A 22253-nucleotide genomic window follows, 5' to 3' on the forward strand; every position below is an offset into this window, starting at 1 on the left:
TCGTCGCGCGGTCATGCCCGCGCGAAATGAAGGTTCTTCATTCGGCCCACTGTCAGCGAGAGGCCGCGTGCGTCGGGCTGGAACGTCACGATGGCGCCGAACATCGCGAAGGGGCCGTCGATGTTGGCTTTCCAGATCGTGCCGGTCAGCGGCATGAGTCGATAGGCGACGCTGCCCGAAAGCCCATGGGCGATCATCCGGGGCTCGCCATCCCGCTCGCCAAATTCGAGCGTGGCACCGAGCGCGGCGCGATAAGTGCCCGCGAGCGGGCCCAGCACCGCGTCGGGCTCGGGCGAGGCGGGGGCGAAGGCGATGGCGTTGCCGAAGTCGTTCAGCAGTACTTCGTCCGGTGCGATCTCGAAGGTCTGGAGGATGAACGCCATGATCGCGGGCAGCGCCTGCGCTTTCGTGCCGGTCGCGCGCAGCGGCAGCATTGGTGCGGCGTCGAGGCCCATGAGCTGCATGCCGTCATGGCCCGCCAGTTCCAGGACCTGCCCGGTGTCGCGCGATAAGAAGAGCCCGGAAACCGGCTCCGGCGCGACGCCGTCGGGCAGGGGATCGAGGCCTTCCACGCAGGCGTCGATGATGGCGCAGGCGAACTGGGCGGCGCTGACGTCCGCCCGGTTCACCGCGATCGAGATGTCGAGCCCGGCCGCTGGGACCTTTATCATCTGCGAATTGCCCGCGACCACGCCGCCGCCGTGCGAGATGGTGTCCACCCCGCGATAGGCCTCGTTGACGAGCCCGAAACCGTAGGCGGTGCGCGTGCCGTTGGCGAGGGTGACGGGGGTGCGCATGGCCTGCCAGGTCTCGGCCGAGCCGACGTGCGGCGCGTCCATGTGCGCCAGCCAGCGCAGCATGTCGTCCATGGTCGAGACCACGCCGCCGGCACCGGAGATCTCCGCGCCCATGTAGTCGCGCGTGAAGTGGCCGTCGGGGGTGCGGAAATGGAGCGTGGCGCTGTTTGGCACGAAATTGCGGTCGGTGCGCCGCAGCAGGGTGTCTGCCATGCCGACCGGCTCGAAGATCCGCTCGCGCAGGACCGCTTCGAGTGGCTGGCTGGTGACGCGCTCGATCGCGGCGGTCAGCAGCACGTAGCCGCCGTTGTTGTAGCTCCAGCTCGTTTCCGGGGCGAAGTCGACGTCTTCGATGGCGGCGTAATAGGCCAGCATGTCGCGGTCGGTGGAGTGGTGGGCGGGGCCGTCGAGCGTCATCGCCAGCGCCATCGCGTCACGGATGCCGCTGGTGTGGCTCATCAGCTGGCGCATCGTGGCGCCTCGGCTGGCGGGGTGGATGTCTGGCAGGTACGTGCCGATGGTGTCGTCGAAGCCGGCCTTGCCCTCCTCGCACAGCAGCAGGAAAGCAAGCGCGGCGAAGTGCTTGGTGGTCGAGCCGATGCGCATGCGCATCGACGGGGCCAGTTGCACCGGCAGTTCCATGCTCGCCAGGCCGAAACCCTTGCGGTAGACCGGCACCCCGTCGATCGCGACGGCGACGGCGGCGCCGGGCAGTTGGCTCTGGTCCACCGATGCGAAGATCGCATCGATCGTCTTTTCGTCCAACGTGGCGGTTCGGGTCGGCTTCATGGCAGGTTCCTCGCGTTCTTGATCCGGGCGGTCAAGACCCGCCCTGAGTGACGGGGCGGGTGATGGGCCGGGTGGGGGATGACGGCGCCGGGCTTGCCGCGCGCCAGAAGCTGACCGCGGCGAGTAGCGAGCACGTCCCGCCGACCAGCGCCATGCCGCGCCCCAGCATGTGGTCGCCGCCCAGCCATCCCCCCGTCACCGCCACGAGCGGCGCGGCGAAGGCGCCTGCAAGCGATACGGTGATGACGTAAAGCCCCATGACTGCGCCGCGCAACTCGTTGGGCATGCGCAAGTTGATCGATATCACCGGCACCGAGATGACGATGGCATAGGCGACGATGAACACCAGCGCGCAGGCGGCGAAGCTGGGCAGGCCGGGCATCGTCGCCACGAAGGCGGTCGGCGCGCAGATCAGCGCTGCGAGGGCCGCGGGCAGCAGGATGCTCTGCCCGCCGGCGCGGCGCTGGAAAAACTCGACCAGCTTGGCGCCCGCGAACATCCCGGCGAGCCCCGCCACCAGGGAGACGGCGCTGAACCATCCGGCGAAATCCGCGGGCGACTGCCCGTAGAGCCGGGTGAGGGCAGGAGGAATCCAGCTCAGCACCGCGGTGGCGGCGCCGGCGATGAACATCGTTCCGGCCAGTAGCGGCAGCAGGAACGCGCGGTAGGCCCAGACTTCGCGGAAGCTACCTCCGCGCGCCTCGCGCACTTCCATGCGCGCCGGTTCGCGAACGGTCAGCAGCAGTGGGACTAGCACCAGCCCGGCCGCCGCGAAGGCGAGCGAAAGCACGCGCCAGGGATGCAGTCCGAACAGCATCTGCGGATCGCCCGCCCCCGCTTTCTGCAGTGCGCCGAGGCCGATGCCGCCCACCAGGATCGCCGCCGATTGCCCGATGCTTTGGCCCATGCCGTAGCTGCTGGTGGCCAAGGCGCGGCGCTCGGGTGGGAAATAGTCGCCCAGCAGCGACATCGAGGCGGGCAGGGTCACGGCGTTGGCGATGCCGAGCAGCACTTTGCTGAGCACCAGCAGCCACAGCCCTGTCGACAGCGCGGTCAACACCAGGCCCAGGCACCACAGGATCATAGCGCCTGCCAGCAACCCGATCCGATTGCGGCGATCGGCGAGAATGCCCATCGGCAGGCAGAACAGCGCATAAGCGCCATAGAGCACCGAGGTGTTGGCCAGCCCCACCTCGACGTCGGTCAGCCCCAGGTCCAGCTTGATCGGTTCGAGCAGCAGCGAGATGACGTAGACGTCCATCGCCGTGAACAGCGCGATGACGACGAGCAGCACTTGCGCATGGCGCGCGCGTGCCGGGCATGGATAGGCTTGCGTCTCGCTTGCGGTGGTCACTGCGTGCTCCGGCTTGTGGGGTTCGAAAGGGTTGGCGGCCGCCGCGATGCGATGATCGCGACGACCGCTCCCCTCCCAGGGACACGTCAGAAACGGGTGGACAGATCGATGCCGAAGGTGCGCGGCCGCAGGATGGTGACTTGCGCAGGGCCGCCCAACGAGGACAGGATGGTCTGTCCGCTCAGTTGCGCGCGCGTATCGAGCAGGTTCTTCACGTAGACGCGCGCATCGACGCGGCCAAAGCTGAGACCGGCCCGCAAGTCGAGCACGGCATAGTCGGGCAGCTTGTACTGCGGCTGCGAGGCGCTGGCGTCGAAGCTGACGGTTCGGTCGGATACGTAGCGCAGCGACAGCCCGAGGCTCGGTTTGAGGTCGGTGTCCAGCACGGTATAGTCGACGTTTATCGACGCGGTGAAATGCGGCGCGTTGGGCAGGCGCTCGCCCTTGGCCGCCCCCAGGATGGCGTTCGCCGCGGTGAGCTTACCGTCGTTGTACGCGAAGGCGCCGGTCGCCACGAAGCCGGCCACGGGCCTCGCCGTCAAGGTTAGCTCAGCACCCTTGATATGCGCATCGCCCCCGTTGACGTACGTCGTCACGCCCTGGACGGCGGTGAGCAACTGGATGTCCTTCCAGTCGATGTAATAGCCCGACAGGTCGATGCCGAAGGTCTTGTCGGCGGTTTCGGCCTTGATGCCCCCTTCGTAACTGTCGAGCGAATCCGAATCGAAGCTGGCGGGCGAGGCGAGGTTGCCCGTGGCGGCGTCGATGACCTGGAAGTTGGGCCCACCGGGGCGATAGCCGGTGGCGAACCGCGCATAGGCGGTTACGTCGCGGCTGAAGTGATAGCGCGCGTTCGCCAGATACGTGACCACGCCTTCCTTCGATTTCTGCCCCGGCGCTGCCGCCACCAGCAGGCCGGTCGCGTCCTGCTCGAAGGCCTGGTCATTGTGCGCATAACGTATGCCGCCGGTCACGTCGAAGCGGTCGGTGAAGTGGTAGGTCACGTCGCCGAAGACGGCGTATTCCTGGTACTTGCTGCGGATGCGCGCGGAAACCACGTTGACGTCGATCGGGGTGAGGGTGGCGTCGTACGTGACGCCGTCCTGCGCCAGCAGGCTCTTTTCATGCGTGTAATAGCCGCCGAGCAGCCATTCGAGCTTCTGCCCGGTGGGCGAGGCGAGGCGCACTTCCTGCGTGAACTTGCGCGTGCGCGCCAGTTCGTCCACCGCGAAGGCGGATGCGGGCAGCCCGAAGAACATGTTCAGCAGCGGCGCGTAGACCGCCGAGCCATCGGTGCGCACCCGCGCCGCATTGGTCTGGTAGCTGGTGATCGAGGTGAGCGTGGCGAATCCCATGTCGTAGTCCACCGTCGCGCTCGCCAGGCGGAAGTTCGATGCGAACGGCTCTTCGAGCGGGTGCGACTGCTTGAGGATGCCGGCGACCGGCTCGCCATCGAGCGCGATGTCGGCATAAGCCGATCCGTCGCGCCGGATGTTCTGCGCAAAGCCGGTCAACCGCACCGACAGGTCCTCGGTGGGTGCGAGCAGCAAGTCGACCCGGCCGCCGTAGGTCTTGCCCCGGTCGACGTTGTCCTTGCCGGCCACGACGTTGTCCATGTAGCCGCCATCGTGCGCGTAGAAGCCGCTGGCGCGCACGGCGATCTTGTCCTCGACCAGCGGCAGGTTGACCACCGCCGATCCGTCGTAGCTGGTGCCACCATGGCGTGTGGTCGAAACGCCCGCGTTGGCGCTACCCTCGAAATCGGTGAGCGACGGCGCGCGCGTGACGTACTTGAGCACGCCGCCCATCGAACTCGCGCCGTAGAGCGTGCCTTGCGGCCCGCGCAACACCTCGACGCGCTCGATGTCGAAAAGCCCGACGTCGAGCGCCCGGCGCGCGCCGTTGGCGAAGGCCGAACTGGAGCCGTAAGGCACGTCGTCCACATAGATGCTCACGGTCGGGCTGACGTCGGCGCCCGACGTCACGCCGCGCATGCTGATCTGTGCGGTGCCGGCGCCCTGGGTGGTGAACTGCAGGCCGGGCACGCTGTCGGCGAAGTCGACGAATTTGCGCGCGGCGATGGCGTCGAGCTGGTCGGACGACAGCGCCGTGACCGACTGCGGCGTGTCGAGCAAACGCTCGGAGCGCTTCTGCGCGGTTACGACGATTTCGCCGGGCGTCTGGGCCGCTACGCTCGGCGCGGCCTCCTGCGCATGCGCGGCGGGGGCGAGGAACAGCATCGCGGTTCCGGTCAGGAGCGCGCCTCGAAATGTGCTACGATCGAAATCCATCATGACGTACTGCCCCCCTGGTGGGTGATTGATGTTTCTTGTGATTGTCGATTGAGATCAAGGCGTTCCGGTGCCAGATCGGCCGCCGCCACACCGCTGTCAGCGATGTCCGAGGGTACGGCCCGCCCGCAGACGAGGTTGGCGCCGAGCCGCGACAGCGCCGGCGCGGTCTGGATGCCGTAGCCGCCTTGCCCGACCAGCCAGAAGAAGCCCGATGCCGCCGGATCGAACCCGACAACCGGCGTCTTGTCGGCTACGAAAGTGCGCAGGCCTGCCCAGCTATGGGCGATGCGTCGGACCGGGATGTCGGCGACCTGCTGCACGCGGTCGACGGCGATGGCGAGGTCGAGTTCGTCGGGCCAGGCGTCGCAGGGCTCGGACGCGGTTTCGTCGGCGGGCGATAGCAGGATGCGACCGGCCTCCGGCTTAAAGTAGAACTGCTCGTCGATGTCGATCACCGCAGGCCATGCAGATGGCGTGGTCCCTTCGGGCGCGTCGACGGTGCAGGCGGTGCGGCGGCGCGGCTGGAGTCCGATCGGCGGCAAGCCGGCCAGCCGCGCCACGGTGTCGCCCCAGGCGCCCGCGGCGTTGACGACGATGCGGGTGCGCCATGTCCGTTCGCCCGCGCGTACGATCCAGCCCGACCAGTCGCGTTCGAGCGCCATCACCGGGCTCGAGAGATGAAGCGTGCCGCCGTTGTGGCGGTGGCGGGCGAGGAAAGCGGAATGGATGGCGTCGACGTCGAGATCGTAGGCGTGGCGCTCCTCGAGCGCGGCGACGATCGTGTCGGGGCGCAGGACCGGCACCAGTTCACGCGCGCGGGCACCGTCGATCCGCGTCATCGCAGTGCAGACGCCCGGCTGCATCGAGAACGCGTCGAGCCGTTCGAGCTGCGCGGGCGTAGCGATGTGCAGGCACCCGCGCGGACGCACATAAGTGGCGGCGCCGTCTCCTCCCGCGAGGAAGAAATCCCGGCTTGCTCGGGTCAGTGCGCGGATGACCCGGTTGCCGTAGATTTCCGAGTGCAGGGCAGCGGAGCGTCCGGTCGCGTGGTGGCCGGGCTGCGCTTCCTGCTCAATGAGGACGACGTTCAGGCCGGCGGACAGCTCCGCCGCGATGCCGGCACCGGCCATGCCGGCCCCGATCACGACGACGTCAGTTTCGGCCCCCATCTGTGCGCTCCCGTGCGACTCCGTGCATTAGATTGGTGACAGAAAATTCTCTGAATGGAAAGTTAATTTCCAATCGGGCTAAATAATGGCGATTGAGCTAGATCGATGCCGATCGTTTTCCTATACGGTCGGCGCGCCACGCGATAAGAAGGCGTGCACGTTGCGCAAGCGGAGAGATACGCGACCGATGAGCCGAATGCGAAAGACCCTGGGGACCGTCCTGACGGAACTGCGCAATCGTCGTGGATGGACGCTCAGGGAGATGAGCGAGCAGACGGGCATCCCGGTTTCCACGCTGTCTAAAGTCGAGCATGACCGGCTTTCGTTGACTTACGACAAGCTGCAGTTGCTGGGAGAGCGCCTCAAGATTCCGATGGCCGATCTCTTCGCGCAGCAGGACGCACAAGGGCCCGCGCCGGTGCTGGGGCGGCGCAGTATCGGTACGCCGGAAAACGCGCTGCGCATCGATACCGAGAATTACGAATACTATTACTTGTGCACCGAACTGAAGCAGAAACGCATGGTGCCGGTGGTCACGCACGTACACGTCAAGTCTATCGAGGAATTTGGAGACTATGTTCGCCATCCGGGTGAGGAGTTCATCTACGTCGTGACCGGACCGCTCGTGGTGCACACCGAGTTCTATGATCCGGTGCAGCTCGAGACCGGGCAGTCGCTCTACATCGATTCAGGGATGGGGCACGCCTACGTCTGCGGCGAGGGGTGTGACGAGGCGGTGATCGTGGGAGTCATGGCCAGTTCGCCGGAGGACATTTCCACGCTGCTGCCGCATTGATCGGCTTAGGCCGCGCTAGTGGCGGGCAGGTGGCCCCATAGGCCTTGGGGCATGTGGAGCAGGCCGTTTTCGTAGCGCACGCCGGGCGTTCGGTCGCTGCTGAGGACCAGTGGACCGTCGAGATCGACGACGTCGCACAACTGGCCGAGGACGAAGGCGGGGGCCATGGAGAGAGAGGTGCCGGACATGTTGCCGACCATCACCGAAAGCCCCAATTCCCGCGCCTTTCGGGCCATTTCAAGACCTTGGGTGAGGCCGCCGCATTTGTCGAGCTTGATGTTGAGGCATTCGAAGCGGCCGGGCATCGTGGCGACGTCGGGCAAGTCGATCAGACTTTCGTCGCCGGCGATCGGGATCGGGTGGTGCCAGCCTTCGAGCCAGGATTCGGAGCCGACCGGGAAGGGTTGTTCGATCAGTTCGACTTTTGCGTCGAGGAAAGTAGGCATCAGAAAATCCAGGCTTTTTCGATCAAACCCCTGATTGGCGTCGACCGCCAGCCAGGCCTGGGGGAGGGCATCGCGCACGGCGCGGACGCGTTCGGCGTCGTCGGGTTCGCCGGTCAGTTTGAGCTTCACCGCGCCCCAGTCGCCCAGTTTCCGGGCGGCGGCGGCCATCGCCGCGGGCGCCGCGGCGCCAAGTGTGATGAGCGAGCGCAGCGGCCACAGCGGCACCAAGCCCGCGTTGAGAGACACCGGGCGCCCGGTTTCCTGCGCTTCGAGGTCCCACAGCGCGGCGTCGACGGCGTTGCGCGCGCCGCCCGCCGGGAGCAGGTGGAGCAAGGCCTGGCGATTGATTCCGGCCTCGATCCGATCGCGCACGCGCTCGAGTTGCGCCTGCATGCTCTCCGGGGTTTCATGGTGGTAGTAAACGCCCGCCGCCTCGCCGCGACCGACCGCACCGCTGCGCGCGAGCGTGACGAGGATGAGATCGACGGCCGTCCAGGTCTTGCCGGTGATGCGAAAGGGCGTGTGCATGGGCCAGCTTTCGCGCTTCACCGTCATTGCGATCGCTGGCGGGGTCGTCGGCACCACAGTCCTCCTGATGTCTGTTCAGGACGATTGTTCTCCAATTAGAGAATTGTCAATGAAATGCACACGCCAATTTCGTCTTGTCAGGCCATGCCGTCCACCGCCGCTCGGCATCGCCGCCGGGACCCTAGAAGTCGATGAGCAGGAAGTGGTTTTCCGGCCGCACCGCGCAGGTCGAGACGAGCAGCCCGACTGCCCGCGCGTCGCGCACCAGCGAGGAGGGCTTGCCCAGCGGCCCGGACTTGCCGGTGGCATCGCCGAACGGGATTTTTCCTTGCAGCACCGTGGCGATCCAGTCGGCATCGGTCTTCATGACGCTGGTGCGCATTGCTTCCAGACGGCTTTGCGTCAAGTGAATGGCTGCTTCTTACGAAAGCCGCCGTTCAAAGCCCAATCGGCGAACAACACATTTTGTCGATTTGAGAATCTGCCCAGCAGATCCGGTCAGAAGGGGGGGAGCCTGTTGGCCCCCCATTGACGTCATCCCAAAGCTCTCGCCATCAAACGCTCCAACCGCTCGGCAAAGGCGCGCGGGTCAGCCGGCGCTTCGCCTTCGGCAATCCGGGCCTCATCAAGTAAAAGGAATGCCAGATCCCGCCGCCCTTCCTCATCGCCACTGGCGTGCCCCAGTTTCGCTATCAGCGCATGGCCGGCATTCACCTCCAGAACGGGCTTCGCTCGCTCTGGCGCACGGCCGGCTGAGGCCAACATCTTTTCCAACTGGAGATCCATGGCGTTGTCCGCCGCAACGATGCAGACCGCGCTGTTGGTCAAGCGATCCGAAATTCGGACATCGGACACCTGATCTGCCAATGCTTCCTTTGCGAAAGCAATAAAGTTATTGGCCTCTTCGCTTGGCGCGTCTTTGGAGCTGCTACCTTCGGCCAACGGAATAAGGCTCAGATCCGCAGCTCCCTGCGTGACAGATTTGAAGGGCTTTCCCTCATAATCGAAGCCCATCGTCGTCCAGAAATTATCGACCTGGTCGGGGAGGAGCAGGACCTCGATGCCACGCGCGTTGAAGCCTTCGATCTGCGGGGACTGCGCGATCCGGTCAAGATCCTGGCCGGTCGCATAATAGATCGCCGTCTGATTCTCTTTCAGAGTGCTGACATAGTCCTTGAGAGAACGCCAGGCGCCATCGGATGTCGTGCTCTTGAATCGGGCCAGGCGCAACAGTGCTTCGCGACGCTCGAAATCTTCGTAAAGGCCTTCCTTCAATACCGATCCGAAATTTTCCCAGATGGCGGCATATCGCTCGGGCTCGCTGGTTGAAAGCTTGTCCAGCTCGGAGAGGATGCGGTTGCTTACGCCCTTTTGGATGGCGGACAGGATCGGGCTGTCCTGAATCATCTCGCGCGACATGTTGAGCGGCAGGTCGCCGGAATCGACAAGACCGCGCACGAAACGAAGGTATCGCGGCAGGATATCCGCCTCGTCAGTGATGAATACCCGGCGCACATAGAGCTTGATGCGGCCCTTGCGATCAGGATCGAACAGATCGAACGGCTTGGTTTCGGGAATGAAGGTCAGAACGGAATATTCGTGACGCCCCTCTGCGCGGTAATGTAGCGTCAGCGCCGGCTTGTCGAACTGTCCTGCTACACTGCGATAGAAATCGGCGTAATCTTCCTCGCTGATATCGGCCCTGGCCCTGGTCCACAGCGCCACGCCATCGGCCACCTGTGTTGGTTCGTCCTCGCTGCCGGCTTCTTCGAGGAAGATGGGAACCGGGACATGGCCCGACTGCGCCTTGACGATCCGCTCGACAGTGTAGCGCTCGACATAGGTTTTGGCATCGTCGAGCAGGTGCAACGTGACGCGCGTACCGCGCGCAGGCGCCGCTGCAGGATCGGCCGGTGCGATCGTATAAGTACCCAGCCCATCGGAGGACCAGATGGCTGCATCAGCCTCTCCGGCACGGCGAGAGGTAACCTCTACCCTCCCCGCCACCATGAACGCGGAATAGAAGCCGACGCCAAATTGGCCGATAAGCTGCTGCCCTTCGCCATTCTTGTCCGCGGCAAGCTTGTCCATGAACGCCTTGGTGCCCGACCGGGCAATGGTACCCAGCGTTTCGCCCATGTCAGCAGCGGTCATACCAATGCCGTTATCCTCGACAACGAGCGTGCCGGCTTCCTTGTCCAGCCTCAAGCTGATGCGCGATTGGGGATCCGCGCCCAGCATCGCCGGGCTGGAGATCGCTTCATAGCGCAGCTTTTCGCAAGCATCGGCAGCATTGGATATAAGTTCGCGCAGGAAAACGTCCCGGTCAGAATAGACCGAGTGGACCATCATGTGCAGAAGCTTGGAAACATCTGCCTCGAAGGCCCGCGTTTCAGGGGCGGTAACGGTGTCCATTGTCATCGTCTCTCTGGCTCGCATTCCTAGAAATTGCGCGCGACAGATGGATCGAAAGCTATTGCCGTTCAAGAGGTCGCAGCTGGCTATTTTTCGAGAACGGTGGACCGCGCACTGTGGAGATATCCACTCGCGGGTTGGCCTGAGAGAAAAGCTGACCGTCAGTACTTTGCAACCAAAATTTGCTGGCCCGGCTGCTGACAAAGTTCTGGCGAAGGCCTTTCGTCGATCAATGAAAATCGTGGCTACGGATCGGCACGAGATCATCCGGGTTTGCCGCAGTGCCAAAGGGCGGCGAGCCCAGTGTCCGGCCCCGCGGCCACGACGGATCGCGCGGGTCGGGCCCGCCGCCGTTGCTGGCACCATCGCCGCGCCCCGGCGCCACCGCGAAGTCGGCATGGGCGATCGATCGCAGCATGGCGTCGTGGTCGATGATGCGGTCGCAGATGACGTGGATGATTTCACCCTCCTTCTGCAGGCGGCCGCGCATCGCGATCATCGAGGCGGACATGATCTCGCGGCGGTAGATCTCGAACTTGTTGGGCCACAGGATGCCGTTGGCGATGCCGGTCTCGTCCTCGATCGTCACGAACAGGATACCCTTGGCCGAGCCGGGCCGCTGGCGCACGAGGATCACCCCGGCGACCTCGATGTTGCGACCATCGGGGACCAAGCCAAGATCGGCGCAGCGCATGATGCCCATGGCATCCAGTTCGGTGCGCAGGAACTGCAGTGGGTGTCCGCGCAGCGACATCTGCAGCGAGCGGTAGTCTTCGACCACTTCGCGGCCCTCGCTCATCGCCCGCAAGGTCACGTCGGGCTCGACGCTCTCCGGCGAAAACCGTGCCTCGCGCTCGTCGGCGGCAGCGAAAAGCGGGAGCGGCGCATCGCCCAGGCCGTTCACTTTCCACAAGCCCTGGCGGCGGTTTTCGGCGATACACGAGAAGGCGTCCGCCTCGGCGAGCCGCTCGATCGCGGTGCGCGGTACTCCGGCGCGGCGCCAGACCTCCTCGACGCTGTCGAACGGGGCAGGGCCACGGGCCGCGACGATCGAAGCGCCATGGAGATTGGCAAGGCCGCGCACCTGGCGAAAGCCGAGGCGAACTGCCAGGTATCGGCCGCGTGCGTCCCGGGCGGGCTCCAGCGAGCAATCCCAGTGGCTGTGGTTGATCGAGACGGGACGCACCTCGACGCCGTGCCCGCGCGCATCGCGCACGATCTGCGCGGGCGCATAGAAGCCCATCGGCTGCGCGTTGAGCAGCGCGGCGCAGAACACGTCGGGGTGATGGTGCTTCATCCAGCAGCTGGCATAGGCGATCTTGGCGAAGGAGGCCGCGTGGCTCTCGGGAAAGCCGTAGGAGCCGAAGCCCTCGATCTGCTTGAAGGTCCGTTCGGCGAAGTCCTTCGGGTAGCCCCGCGCGACCATCCCGCCGACCAGCTTGTCGTAGAAGTGGCTGACACCGCCGGTCAGCTTGAAAGTCGCCATCGCGCGGCGCAGCTGGTCCGCCTCGGCAGGCGTGAAGCCGGCACCGACGATCGCCACCTTCATCGCCTGTTCCTGGAACAGCGGCACGCCCAGCGTCTTTTCCAGCACCGCGCGCAGCTCTGCCTTGGGGTACTCGGGCGTCTCCTTGCCTTCGCGCCGGCGCAGGTAGGGATGGACCATGTCGCCCTGGATAGGTCCGGGCCGCACGATCGCCACTTCGATGACGAGGTCGTAGAACTTGTCGGGCTTGATGCGCGGCAGCATCGACATCTGTGCGCGGCTCTCGATCTGGAAGACGCCTAGCGTGTCGGCCTTCTGGATCATCGCATAGACATCCGGATCGTCGTCCTGCAGATCGGCCATGCCGACCCGGATGCCCTTGTGCGTCTCGAGCAGGTTGAAAGCGCGGTTCATGCAGCCGAGCATGCCCAGGCCCAGCACGTCGACCTTCATGAACTTGAGGGCATCGATATCGTCCTTGTCCCACTCGATGATCTGGCGATCCTCCATGCGCGCGGGCTCGATCGGCACGAGATCGTCGAGCCGGTCCTGGGTCAGCACGAAGCCGCCGGGGTGCTGCGACAAGTGGCGCGGCGTGCCGATCAGCTGACGCGACAATTCCAGCGTCAGGCGCAGGCGATGATCATCGGCGTTGAGATTGAGGCTCTCGATCTGTTCGTCGCCGATCCCGTCCATCGACCAACCCCAGACAAGGCCGGTGAGCATCTTGGTCAGGTCGCGAGGCAGCCCGAGCGCCTTGCCCACTTCCGCGACCGCGCCGCGGGTGCGGTAGCGCGTCACGACCGCGGTCAGCGCCGAACGATGGCGCCCGTAGGTGTCGTAGATCCACTGGATGATTTCCTCGCGTCGCTCGTGCTCGAAGTCGACGTCGATGTCGGGCGGCTCCTTGCGCTCGCCGGAGACGAAGCGTTCGAACAGCAGTTCGTGCTTGATCGGATCGATCGAGGTGATGCCCAGCATGAAACACACGCAGCTGTTGGCCGCCGAGCCCCGCCCCTGGCACAGGATGCCGCGCCGCCGACTTTCCGCGACGATCGCATGGACGGTCAGGAAATAGGGCGCATAGCCGAGCTGGGCGATCAGCCGCAGTTCGTGGTCGATCTGCTTGCGATAGGCCTCGCCAAGCCCGTCGGGGAACATACGCGCAGCTGCCTCCTCGGTCAGGACGGCGAGCGCCTGCTGCGCAGTGCGTCCGGCCATGACTTGCTCGTACGGATACTGGTACTCGATCTCGCCGAGATCGAAGCGGCATTGGCCGGCGATGTCGGCGCTGGCCAGGATTGCATCGGGGAACGCCGCGAAACGGCGCTCCATCTCTTCCGGGGACTTGAGGTTGCGGTCCAGGTACCGCTCGCGCTTGAAGCCCAGCGCGTCGATGGTGGTCTTCTCGCGGATCGCGGTCATCACGTCCTGCAACGGGCGCAGTTCGGGTGCGTGGTAGAGCACGTCACCGGTCGCGACACTGCGGATCCCGGCCGCCCGGGCCAGGGCATCGAGGCCATGAAGCCGGGCCTGGTCGCCGGGCCGGCGGCGCAGCGACAGCGCACAGTAGCCGCGATTCCCGAACACGGCGCGCAGGTCCGCGAGGTGCTGCGCTGTTCGCACGTCCGGCATGTCGGGAAGCAGGATCGCGACCAGTCCTTCGCAACGCTCGGCAACGTCGCTCCAGGCGAGGATACACTTGCCCTTGCCGCCACGGCCCTTGCCCAGGGACAGCAGGCGCGTGAGCCGCGACCAGGCGGCGCGATCGGTGGGGTAGAGCAGCAGCGCGCGCCCGTCGGTCAGGTCCACACGCGAGCCCGCGATCATGCGTACGCCGGTCTCCTTTTGCCCCGCCCATCCGCGCACTACCCCGGCGAGTGTATTATGGTCGGCAAGGCCAAGCGCGGTGTGGCCGAGCGCCGCGGCGGCTGCGAACAGTTCCTCGGGGGCGGAAGCGCCGCGCAGGAATGAGAAGTGGCTGGTGACCTGCAGTTCGACATAGGTCGCCATCAGCCGAACACGCCGTGGAGATACCAGGTGAGATCGCCGGTCGGCGCATCGATGCCGTCGCCACGCCGGAACAGCCAGAAGCGCTCGCCGCCCCCGGTCTCGACCATGAAATAGTCGCGCACCGCCCACATTTCGCGCGCAGACCGCCACCATTCGCCATGGATGCGCTCGGGCCCTTCGCCCGCCGATACTTTGTACGCACTGCCGCGCCACGAGAAGCGGCGTGGCGGATGATCGGGCAATAAGGCGACGACGTTGGTGAGCGGTTCGGGGCGGTGCAGCAGGCGGACCGGGCGGCGCCAGGCCGGCCAGCCGAACGGCGTCGCCAAGGGGGCGGTCCGCCGCACCGCGCGCTCGGGCACGTCGCTCTCGATCGCGCTGAGGCGGAACAGGGCCTCCTCGCCGGCCCGGCCGATCAACTGGTCTACGAGGGGCGCGATGTCGGGCGCGCGCCGAGTGTCCAGCAGGCCGCAATCGAGCGCAACCGGTTGCAAATCCTCGACGCGCGGCGCCGCGAGCTGCATCACCTCGATGCCGAGCCCGGGATCGATCCGCTCGACGCGCATTGCGAACATGCGCGCCAGGTGTTTGGCGTCCCGAGTGGCGCGCGCGGTGCCTACGGCGACGCGCTGGTCGATCCCGTCCACCCGCTGGCAGGTCAGCACCGCGGTGCGCAGGCCCAGCCGGCGGCCCTGCAGGTCGTGCACGAGGTCGGCGAGAAGGTCGCCGATGACGTGGTTGATCGCCTCGGCGGTGACGATCGGTTCGAGCAGCCGTCGTTCGGCGCGCGGCACCTCGAAAGGGACCACCGGCACGATCGGTTCGGCAATGAGGCCACGTGCCTGATCGAGTCGCTGGACCGCCTTGAGGCCAAGGCGTTTGGCGAGCGGGCCGCGGGGCATCGCGTAGAGATCGGCAATGCGTTCGATCCCGAACCGGCTCGCTGTGGCCAAGGTGTCGGCGCAGAGCCGCAGCGCCGCAAGCGGCAGGTCGGCGATCGCCTGTGCTTCGGCGCGGGGCGGCAGGATCGTTATCGCGCTCCCCCCGAAGCGGGCCAGCGCATGTGCAGCGCCGGGCGTCCCAGCGATGGCGATGCGCGCGGTAAAGCCCAGGCGCTCGAGAAAACGCAGGACCCGGCGGCAGAAGCGATCCTCGCCGCCGAACAGATGCGTGGTCCCGGTCAGGTCGAGCCAGAGGCCGTCGAGATCGCCAGCGCTTGCCGTCGGTGTCCAGTGGCGCACGGCATGAAGCGCCAGGCGGTCGAGCCACGTCGCGTCGGCGCTGGGCTCGGCGTCGCGGACGTCGAGATCGCTCACCAGCGCGCGCGCATGGGCTGCAGCCATGCCGGGGCGCAGGCCGAGGTCGAGCGCGACCGGGCATGTGGCGGTCACGATGTCACGCTGGCCGCTGCGCGCGATGAGAATCATGGGCTTGGCCCAGGGATCGGTGCGCGGGCGCGCCACCGGCGATGGCCTGGCTGCACTGGCTGGCCCGCCATCGTCGGGGGCCATCGCGCGAAAAGGGTGATCGGCGGTTTCGCTGCGCCGCCCCATCTCGCGCATGGTCGGGCGCTGGTGTGCAGGCAAGGCATCGATGTCCGATGGCGTCGGCGCGGCGCCAAGCGCGCCTTGCGCCCAGCGTGCGCCAGGGCGCCAGCCGCCGCCGCGCGGCACCGAGCAGGGGCCGGGATCGTCGTCGATCGCTTGCGCGAACCGAGGCGTCAGCGCGGCCGCGTTAAGCGGCGCGGATGGCCGCTCGAACCGGCGCAGTCGCTCGATCGGCAGCTGGGGCAGGTAGAGCGAGGCAACCCTGGTCATCGCAGGCCTCGACGCAAAGAGAAAAGGGATTGCCGCCGCGCTGACGGACAAGCTCGACGGACCATTGCCCGCGGCCGACGCCGGCGTGGGGCAGCGGCGAGGAGGGGGCGGTGCCAATGCTCCACCGCGTCATCGCCGCGGATGGTTGAATCAGGGGGCTGCGCTCGCGCGAGCGATGCCGCAGGTAAAGCAGCATCGGCGTCTTCCCATCGGAGGCAGCAAGCTGCAGGCGCCGCGTCACGGTCTGGTCGGCCGATTTGACCTCGGCGATCACGCAGGCCAGCGATCCGTCGCGTAAAGCGTCTTCGGCCAGCGCCAGGACCTCGGCATCCTTGGCCCCTTGCGCGTAGAGCACTTTGTCGGGCCCGAGGCCGACTTGCTCAAGGCCGGGGGCGTAGAGGTCGAAGCGGCTGAGCGCCCACAGCACGGTCATGCCTGCACCGGCGGCAAAGCGCGCGGCGAAGCCGGCAGTGAACAGCGTCGCGGCAGCGTCGTCGCTCCAGCTGGCGCTGGCGCCGGCTATCTCATGAAGTGCGGCGCCGTCGAGGCCGCCGCTGGCAAGCCGGGTGTCGATCTCTGCCACGCCGAACGGCAGCACCGGACCGCGCACGGCCTGGACTTGCGCAATCTGGGCGCGCAGCAAGGCGAGCTGCTCGGCAGGCAGCCGCGAAGGAAGGGCGGAGTGCAAGATCATTGGTCAAGGGCGACTCATGTGTTCGCTATATGTTCTTATTTGTCCCCTGTTCCGTCAAGGTGTCCGCTCGGACAACTCGGGGGATCTTACGCTAAGCAACGGGCTGAAAACGAAAAAGAATCTTCGGTAGGCTATGTGCTCAGTAATGACCGCAGACCACGCTCCTGGCTGACATCCGGTAGCAATTCTAACTCGAGCCCTCCGCCAGGGCGGGGGATCGCGTTGTTCCCCATCGGCCCGGAGCGTACGCAAGTGCGTGTGCTCGCAGTAGGAGAGTGATCCGCCTTCGTGAAACGTCCGTAGCATTACTAACGTCATCCAATTCGCATCGCTGGTGCGCGGGGGCCGGCTATGCCGGCCGCGATGAGGACGTGCGCGCGAATCCCGCGCCCGGCGTCACTGGTGAGGGCCTCTCCCGAAGCTGCGGGAGTGGGCGCGCTCCCTGTCTAGGCTCGCCCGCGTTGCCCGCAAGCCGTGCCCTTCGGACCCGGCTCCTCCACTGGTGTTCCGGTCTTGGCGGATGCCGGGCCCAGCTCCACGGCGATCCTGTCCGGTCGTTTCGCCGCCCACCTCCGCCCTGCGGGGGAAGCCATGATGGTTCTGGGGCGCGATTGGAGGCTGGCGATGTGCAAGGTATTTAAACTCCAAGTCTGGGGCCGGGATCGCAAGGGCACAAACGAGGCGAGAGCGAGGGAAGGGGAGGGGGCTGCGCTTCTGGGATTTAGCCGCCATGAATTCAGGAGGCGTTCGCATCTGGGCTGGCCCGGATGACACCGCTGCAACAGGACATCTTGCGTGGCCTATGTATCGAGGATGCGACTTACGAGCAGCTTGCCCAGCGCCATGGCATCGCCATGGGCGAGGTCGCGGCGCAGTTCGGGGCAGGCCTGATGATCCTCGCGGATGCCTTCGAGGAAAGGCGTCCGTGGTGGAGGGGGCCGCGGCGCCGGTGAGCGTGCTGTTGCCTCGTGCTTGCCATCTGCAGGGCGAGGCGGCAGAATCGGCGCAATGCGTACCGACCTCGATCATCTTCCCGGGAACAAACAGCGCGAACTTGAACGCGTGGTGCAGGTCATCTTCGAGGAGTTCGAGGAGGCGATCGCGCTTGCAACCCAGGACTGGAAGAAGAAGGGGCGCATCCTCAAGCTCGTTCTCTACGGATCCTACGCACGCGGCGGTTGGGTGGACGAGCCCCATACCGCCAAGGGCTACCAGTCGGATTACGATCTGCTCGTGATCGTCAACGACAAGCGACTGACTGACCGCGTCGAGTACTGGTCGAAGCTGGATGATCGGCTCACCCGCGAGTTTTCGATTTCCGGCGCGCTGCGCACGCCGGTCAACTTCATCGTGCATTCGCTGCAGGAAGTGAACGACGGACTTGCCCACGGTCGCTACTTCTTCATGGATCTCGTGCGCGACGGCATCGCGCTCTACCAGTCCGACGACAGCGACCTGCTCGCGCCCCGGCCCAAGACGCCCGAGGCCGCGCTCGCCATGGCGAAGGAGTATTTCGAGGAATGGTTTCCGAGTGCGGCGGCCCTGAAGGAAGGCGCGGATTTCTACATTGGGCGCGGTAGGCTCAAGGAGGCCGCTTTTTCGCTCCATCAAGCCACCGAGCGTCTCTATCACTGCGTCTTGCTTACGGTCACCTTCTACACGCCCCACGTGCACAATCTCGGGTTCCTGCGCACGCAGGCGGAACGCCTCGATCGTCGCCTCTGCTACGTCTGGCCTGGCGATACGCGGGGCGAACGGGCCATCTTCACCAAGCTCAAGGAAGCGTACGTGAAGGCGCGTTATTCAAAGCACTACCAGATCAGCCAGGAAGAACTGACCTGGCTGGGCCGGCAGGTCGAGGAACTCGGCCGGGTCGTTCAGGAGGTCTGTCTCGAACGGATCGCCGCACTCGACGAGGCTGCGCGTTCCGAGGCCTGAAGGAATGGTCGCTGTCCGGCGATCTGCATCAAGGAGTGAATGCCCCGCAAGCATGCGGCGATTGCGCTCTACGCTCCGCGCAGCCTTTCGCAGCCAGTCCTTCGGGCCTGGAACTTGCGGCAACGATCGTTGCCGCGAGGCGGCGGACCGACGGCCTTTGATGAGGAGGTAGAGTGAGCGTTTTCGTTGCGCCTCTGGCGCGCATGAAGCGGGAGGCGTCTACGATGTTCGCCTACCTTTTTGACCCGGTGCCTGACGAGGCGTGGGAATTTCGCCATACGCTGCTGAGATTTCACGACGCCATCAGCTGGCCTGCGCCGGTGCGCCAGGATCTCGATCCTCGGCTGCGGGCTCGGCCGGTTGCTGCCGATGGGATCGTTCGGCGCGGCGGCGGCGCTGGTGAAGTTCGGCGTGGTCGCCTTGTTCGGTTTCGCCGGGCCGATCTTCGATCTGGCGGTCCGTCGGAAGTTCCATCCCGCCTATTATTGGGGCGTCGGCACGATCCTGATCAGCATGATGATAATTCCGCCGCTCGCATTCTCTCCGCTCGGCGGTGCCGCGCTGGCGCTGGTCCAGCCGCTGCATCTCGCGGGCGGCCCCTACTCTGCGCCCTGACCCCGAGTGCGTCAGGACACGCCACGCATCAGCTGGCGCCGCATACGCGCCTGGCAGGGTGCTACGCGCGCGGCCGCAACGATGGCAAGGGTTATCGTGACACCGGTCAGGATCTGCATAAATATTCGTAGTTGCATTGGATCGCCGTGCGATTTATCGGTCGGGCAACCTCGAAATGTGCCCGCCGTAACACGATTGGACTAACCTGTGCCTAGCTTCGACGAGGCGCGCCTGATGGTCAAGATCGCGCGCCTGTATTACGATCAGGGCTTGCGGCAACAGGAGATCACCGAGCGCCTCGGCATCCACCAGTCGACGATATCGCGCCTGCTCAAGCGCGCGCGCGATACGAACGTGGTGCGGATCAGCATCGCCCCGCCCACGGGGGTGCATGCCGATCTCGAAGAGGCGATCGAGCAGAAGTTCGGGCTGCAGCAGGCGATCATAGTCGATACGCCCGACGATGCCGACGCCGACCAGATCGAACGCGAACTGGGGACGGCCGCGGCGTTCTATCTCGAAACCACGGTGCGCAAGGACATGGTGATCGGGCTTTCGCCCTGGGGCCAGGCGCTCATCACCATGGTGGAGCGGATGAGCCCGAACCAGCGCGGCAAGGGTGGTACCGTCGTCCAAATTCTGGGCGGCGTAGGCAACGTGCAGAGCCGCCAGTACGACCCCCACCTGATCCAGCAACTCAGCGCCAACATCGGAGCGACCCCGGTGCTGCTCCAGGTCCCTGCCGTGGTGGGCAGCCCCGAAGCAAGGAGGGTATTGAGTTCCGACCCTGCGGTCCGTGAGGCGGCGGCCTATTTCGATCGGATCGATCTTGCCGTGGTGGCGCTGGGGTCACTCATGTCGCTGCGGCCGGTCGGCCCGAATGTCGCGGCGACCTTCTCCGACGAGGAACGCGCCGAGCTGTCCAAACTCGGCGCGGTGGGCGACGTGTGCCTGCGCTTCATCGATTCCGAAGGCAAGCCAATCCGCTCCGCCTTGATAAACCGGGTCATGGGCATCGACCTGCCGGCGCTCCGGCAGGTCGGCAGGATCGTCGGCATCGCCGGCGGGGTCCGCAAACTTCCCGTCGTCCGCGCCAGCCTGAAAGGCAAATGGATCGATGTCCTGATAACCGATCAGCAGACGGGCGAGCAATTGCTGGCCGATGCGCCGACGCCCAAGAAGGGGCGGACAAGGGCGAAAACTCCGGCGGCGGTGGGCTGATCGCGGATCATACCGGCGGATCGGGTTGCGCGACGATCCCCGTGCGGATCAGGGCCAGGCGTTCGAGGCGGCGCGTAATCGTCGAATGGCGTCGCCGCGTGATGGGGAACACGAACATTATCATGCCGCCCAGCAGGACCAGCGCGGCGGGGATGTAGAGCCCGATCATCTGAATCAGCAGCACATCCCGGGTCGACACGCCATGGCTGGGATTGATGCCCAACGCGCCGACCATCGTCAGCACCAACGTCGCGATGAAAGAACTGACCTTGGAGATCATGCTGATGAGGCTGATGTGCAGTCCGCGGGTATCGCCGCCGTGCCGGAACCGCGAATAGTCGGAAGCGTCGCTCGCCATTAGGAACGGCAGCATTCCCACGGTTCCTCCGGGCAGGCCCACCAGCGCCGCGCCCACTAGCGCGAAGGCGCCCCCGCCCTCGATCGACAAGCCGATCAGGACCAGCCCCGCCGCTTCGACGATGCACGCGATCAGCATCGTCTGGCCTCGTTCGAGCCGGCCGGCCAGCCGCGTCCACAAGGGTGTGGCGACGAGGCTGCTGACGCTCTGGACCAGCGAAAGGAACAAATAGCTGTAGCCGCCTCCGGTCGCGTAAGGGACGATGAACGGATAGATGCTAAGCCGCCCGACGTAACCGGCGACGAAGACGAAATAGCCCAGCGCGAACAGCATAAACACCGGATTGCGCAAGGGCAACAGCAGTTCGGTCGACCTGACGGTCTTACGTTTGGGCGCGGCGCCGCCCGCGATGGGCAGTTCCTTGGCATAGCGCATGTACCGCCACAGGATGATCGGCGTCGACAGAATCGTGATCCACGCCAGCAGGATCATGATGCGGCCGTAATTCGCGGTGCCCGTTAGCGGTTCGAGCGTGAGCCATCCGCCGAGCACGTCGAACGGCCAGACGGCGGGCAACAGCGAAGCGAAAGCCCTCCGCCCCGGGGCCGTCAGCGGGTCGACCAGCAGAAACGGCACGCCGATCGCCACGAGGTGAGCCGCGACGTTTATCATCCCCTGCCGGATATTGATGCGGCTGCGACGGTCGTAGTCCGCGGTGATCTCGCCGCCATGGGCCTGGTACGGGACGCCCTTCACCGTCATCAGCAACAGGAACGCGCCCAGCCCGACCGCATACCAGAACGGCGAGAACGTGATGCGCGGTTCCGAGAACAGCACGAGGCCGTAGACCAGGAAGGCAAGCATGCCCAAGCATCCGAACAGCACCCATGGCTTGCGGCGACCGAACGGCGTGCGGGTCTTGTCCGAGATGACGCCCATGATCGGGCTGAGCACGACGTCGGCGATCCGCGCCGTGGTCGCGGCCGCGCCCAGAACGGCCAGCGAGGCGCCCGTCGCATAGTTGATGTAGGCGGCGATCAGCGATGTCGGGCCGACGCCGATCGCGGTCGGCCAGGCCGCGAGCATATAGGCGTTGTCCGACCTCCGCTCGGCGCGCCGTTCGGCGCTGGCGGATGCAGGGCGGCCGGCTCGAACGTCAAGGCGCCGGCCGAGCGCACGCCGCCACCGGGTGCGGGGCATTTCGTCGCTGTCTTCGTGCGAAGACGGATCGGCGACGGCGTCTGGTCGCGCCTCGCGCGGTACGGCTTGCGGCATCTGAATCGCCCCTCATGTGATCGCCGCAAGGTCTAGCGAGACGAACAGCGTGTCAATATCAATACTAGTTGCATAAAAATGCGATTGGGCACTGCCATATTTTCGTGAGTCGGCCCGAAGGAGGCGCGCGACGCTTCCTTGGATCAAGGAAAAACGAAACTTGTGCGGCAAACGTTACCAGCCGGCCGCATATTTATGCGACAAAAACTAAAATTGACAAGAACCCGAATCGCTGCCTAATTTTCGGT

General features: G+C 65.6%; 16 protein-coding genes. 5 read left to right on the forward strand and 11 right to left on the reverse strand.

Annotation, left to right across the window (positions count from 1 at the left end):
• Positions 1-11: 11 nt before the first annotated feature.
• From ACFFDA_RS07560 to ACFFDA_RS07575, 4 genes are all read right to left on the reverse strand, one after another.
• Complete coding sequence (locus ACFFDA_RS07560; RefSeq protein WP_404477466.1) at positions 12-1586, reverse strand: serine hydrolase domain-containing protein; 1575 nt, start codon at positions 1584-1586, stop codon at positions 12-14.
• Positions 1587-1617: 31 nt separating this feature from the next.
• Positions 1618-2940, reverse strand: a complete 1323-nt coding sequence (locus ACFFDA_RS07565; RefSeq protein WP_404477468.1) for an MFS transporter — start codon at positions 2938-2940, stop codon at positions 1618-1620.
• Between the two features lie 86 nt (positions 2941-3026).
• Positions 3027-5234, reverse strand: a complete 2208-nt coding sequence (locus tag ACFFDA_RS07570) for a TonB-dependent receptor (protein WP_404477470.1) — start codon at positions 5232-5234, stop codon at positions 3027-3029.
• Complete coding sequence (locus tag ACFFDA_RS07575; protein WP_404477472.1) at positions 5231-6403, reverse strand: NAD(P)/FAD-dependent oxidoreductase; 1173 nt, start codon at positions 6401-6403, stop codon at positions 5231-5233. Before ACFFDA_RS07575 ends, ACFFDA_RS07570 begins: the two co-directional genes overlap by 4 nt.
• A 187-nt stretch (positions 6404-6590) precedes the next feature.
• Here ACFFDA_RS07575 and ACFFDA_RS07580 point away from each other — a divergent pair, with 187 nt between their 5' ends.
• Entirely contained in the window at positions 6591-7199 is a 609-nt protein-coding gene (locus ACFFDA_RS07580) for a helix-turn-helix domain-containing protein (protein ID WP_404477474.1), read from the forward strand.
• Between the two features lie 5 nt (positions 7200-7204).
• Here the strand turns inward: ACFFDA_RS07580 and ACFFDA_RS07585 are convergent, their stop codons facing one another.
• The 6 genes from ACFFDA_RS07585 to ACFFDA_RS07610 form a co-directional block, all read right to left on the reverse strand.
• Positions 7205-8227: a dipeptide epimerase gene (locus tag ACFFDA_RS07585; protein WP_404477476.1), complete on the reverse strand. Its 1023-nt coding sequence runs from the start codon at positions 8225-8227 to the stop codon at positions 7205-7207.
• Between the two features lie 127 nt (positions 8228-8354).
• Positions 8355-8579 (reverse strand): hypothetical protein, encoded by a 225-nt coding sequence (locus tag ACFFDA_RS07590; protein WP_404477478.1) that lies wholly within the window; start codon positions 8577-8579, stop codon positions 8355-8357.
• 128 nt (positions 8580-8707) lie between these two features.
• Entirely contained in the window at positions 8708-10594 is a 1887-nt protein-coding gene (gene htpG, locus ACFFDA_RS07595) for a molecular chaperone HtpG (RefSeq protein WP_404477480.1), read from the reverse strand.
• Between the two features lie 223 nt (positions 10595-10817).
• Complete coding sequence (locus ACFFDA_RS07600) at positions 10818-14087, reverse strand: error-prone DNA polymerase (RefSeq protein ID WP_404477482.1); 3270 nt, start codon at positions 14085-14087, stop codon at positions 10818-10820.
• Entirely contained in the window at positions 14087-15904 is a 1818-nt protein-coding gene (locus tag ACFFDA_RS07605; protein WP_404477484.1) for a DUF6504 family protein, read from the reverse strand. Before ACFFDA_RS07605 ends, ACFFDA_RS07600 begins: the two co-directional genes overlap by 1 nt.
• The gene (locus tag ACFFDA_RS07610) at positions 15822-16598 is read right to left on the reverse strand and encodes an ImuA family protein (RefSeq protein ID WP_404477486.1); all 777 of its coding nucleotides are present in this window, start codon (positions 16596-16598) and stop codon (positions 15822-15824) included. The genes ACFFDA_RS07605 and ACFFDA_RS07610 overlap by 83 nt, the downstream gene beginning before the upstream one ends.
• Positions 16599-17365: 767 nt before the next feature.
• Here ACFFDA_RS07610 and ACFFDA_RS07615 point away from each other — a divergent pair.
• The 4 genes from ACFFDA_RS07615 to ACFFDA_RS07630 all read left to right on the forward strand — a co-directional run bounded on the left by ACFFDA_RS07615 (position 17366) and on the right by ACFFDA_RS07630 (position 20372).
• Positions 17366-17551: a hypothetical protein gene (locus tag ACFFDA_RS07615; RefSeq protein WP_404477488.1), complete on the forward strand. Its 186-nt coding sequence runs from the start codon at positions 17366-17368 to the stop codon at positions 17549-17551.
• 55 nt (positions 17552-17606) lie between these two features.
• A complete protein-coding gene (locus tag ACFFDA_RS07620) occupies positions 17607-18536 on the forward strand; it encodes a HEPN domain-containing protein (RefSeq protein WP_404477489.1) in 930 nt (309 codons plus the stop codon).
• Between the two features lie 369 nt (positions 18537-18905).
• Complete coding sequence (locus tag ACFFDA_RS07625) at positions 18906-19151, forward strand: hypothetical protein (RefSeq protein WP_404477491.1); 246 nt, start codon at positions 18906-18908, stop codon at positions 19149-19151.
• A 207-nt stretch (positions 19152-19358) separates the two neighbouring features.
• Complete coding sequence (locus ACFFDA_RS07630) at positions 19359-20372, forward strand: sugar-binding transcriptional regulator (RefSeq protein WP_404477492.1); 1014 nt, start codon at positions 19359-19361, stop codon at positions 20370-20372.
• A 7-nt stretch (positions 20373-20379) separates the two neighbouring features.
• On the opposite strand, the gene ACFFDA_RS07635 is transcribed toward ACFFDA_RS07630, so the two are convergent.
• Positions 20380-22005 (reverse strand): MFS transporter, encoded by a 1626-nt coding sequence (locus ACFFDA_RS07635; RefSeq protein ID WP_404477494.1) that lies wholly within the window; start codon positions 22003-22005, stop codon positions 20380-20382.
• Positions 22006-22253 lie beyond the last annotated feature (248 nt).

Source organism: Novosphingobium sp. BL-52-GroH (genome assembly GCF_044813085.1).
GTDB lineage: Bacteria > Pseudomonadota > Alphaproteobacteria > Sphingomonadales > Sphingomonadaceae > Novosphingobium.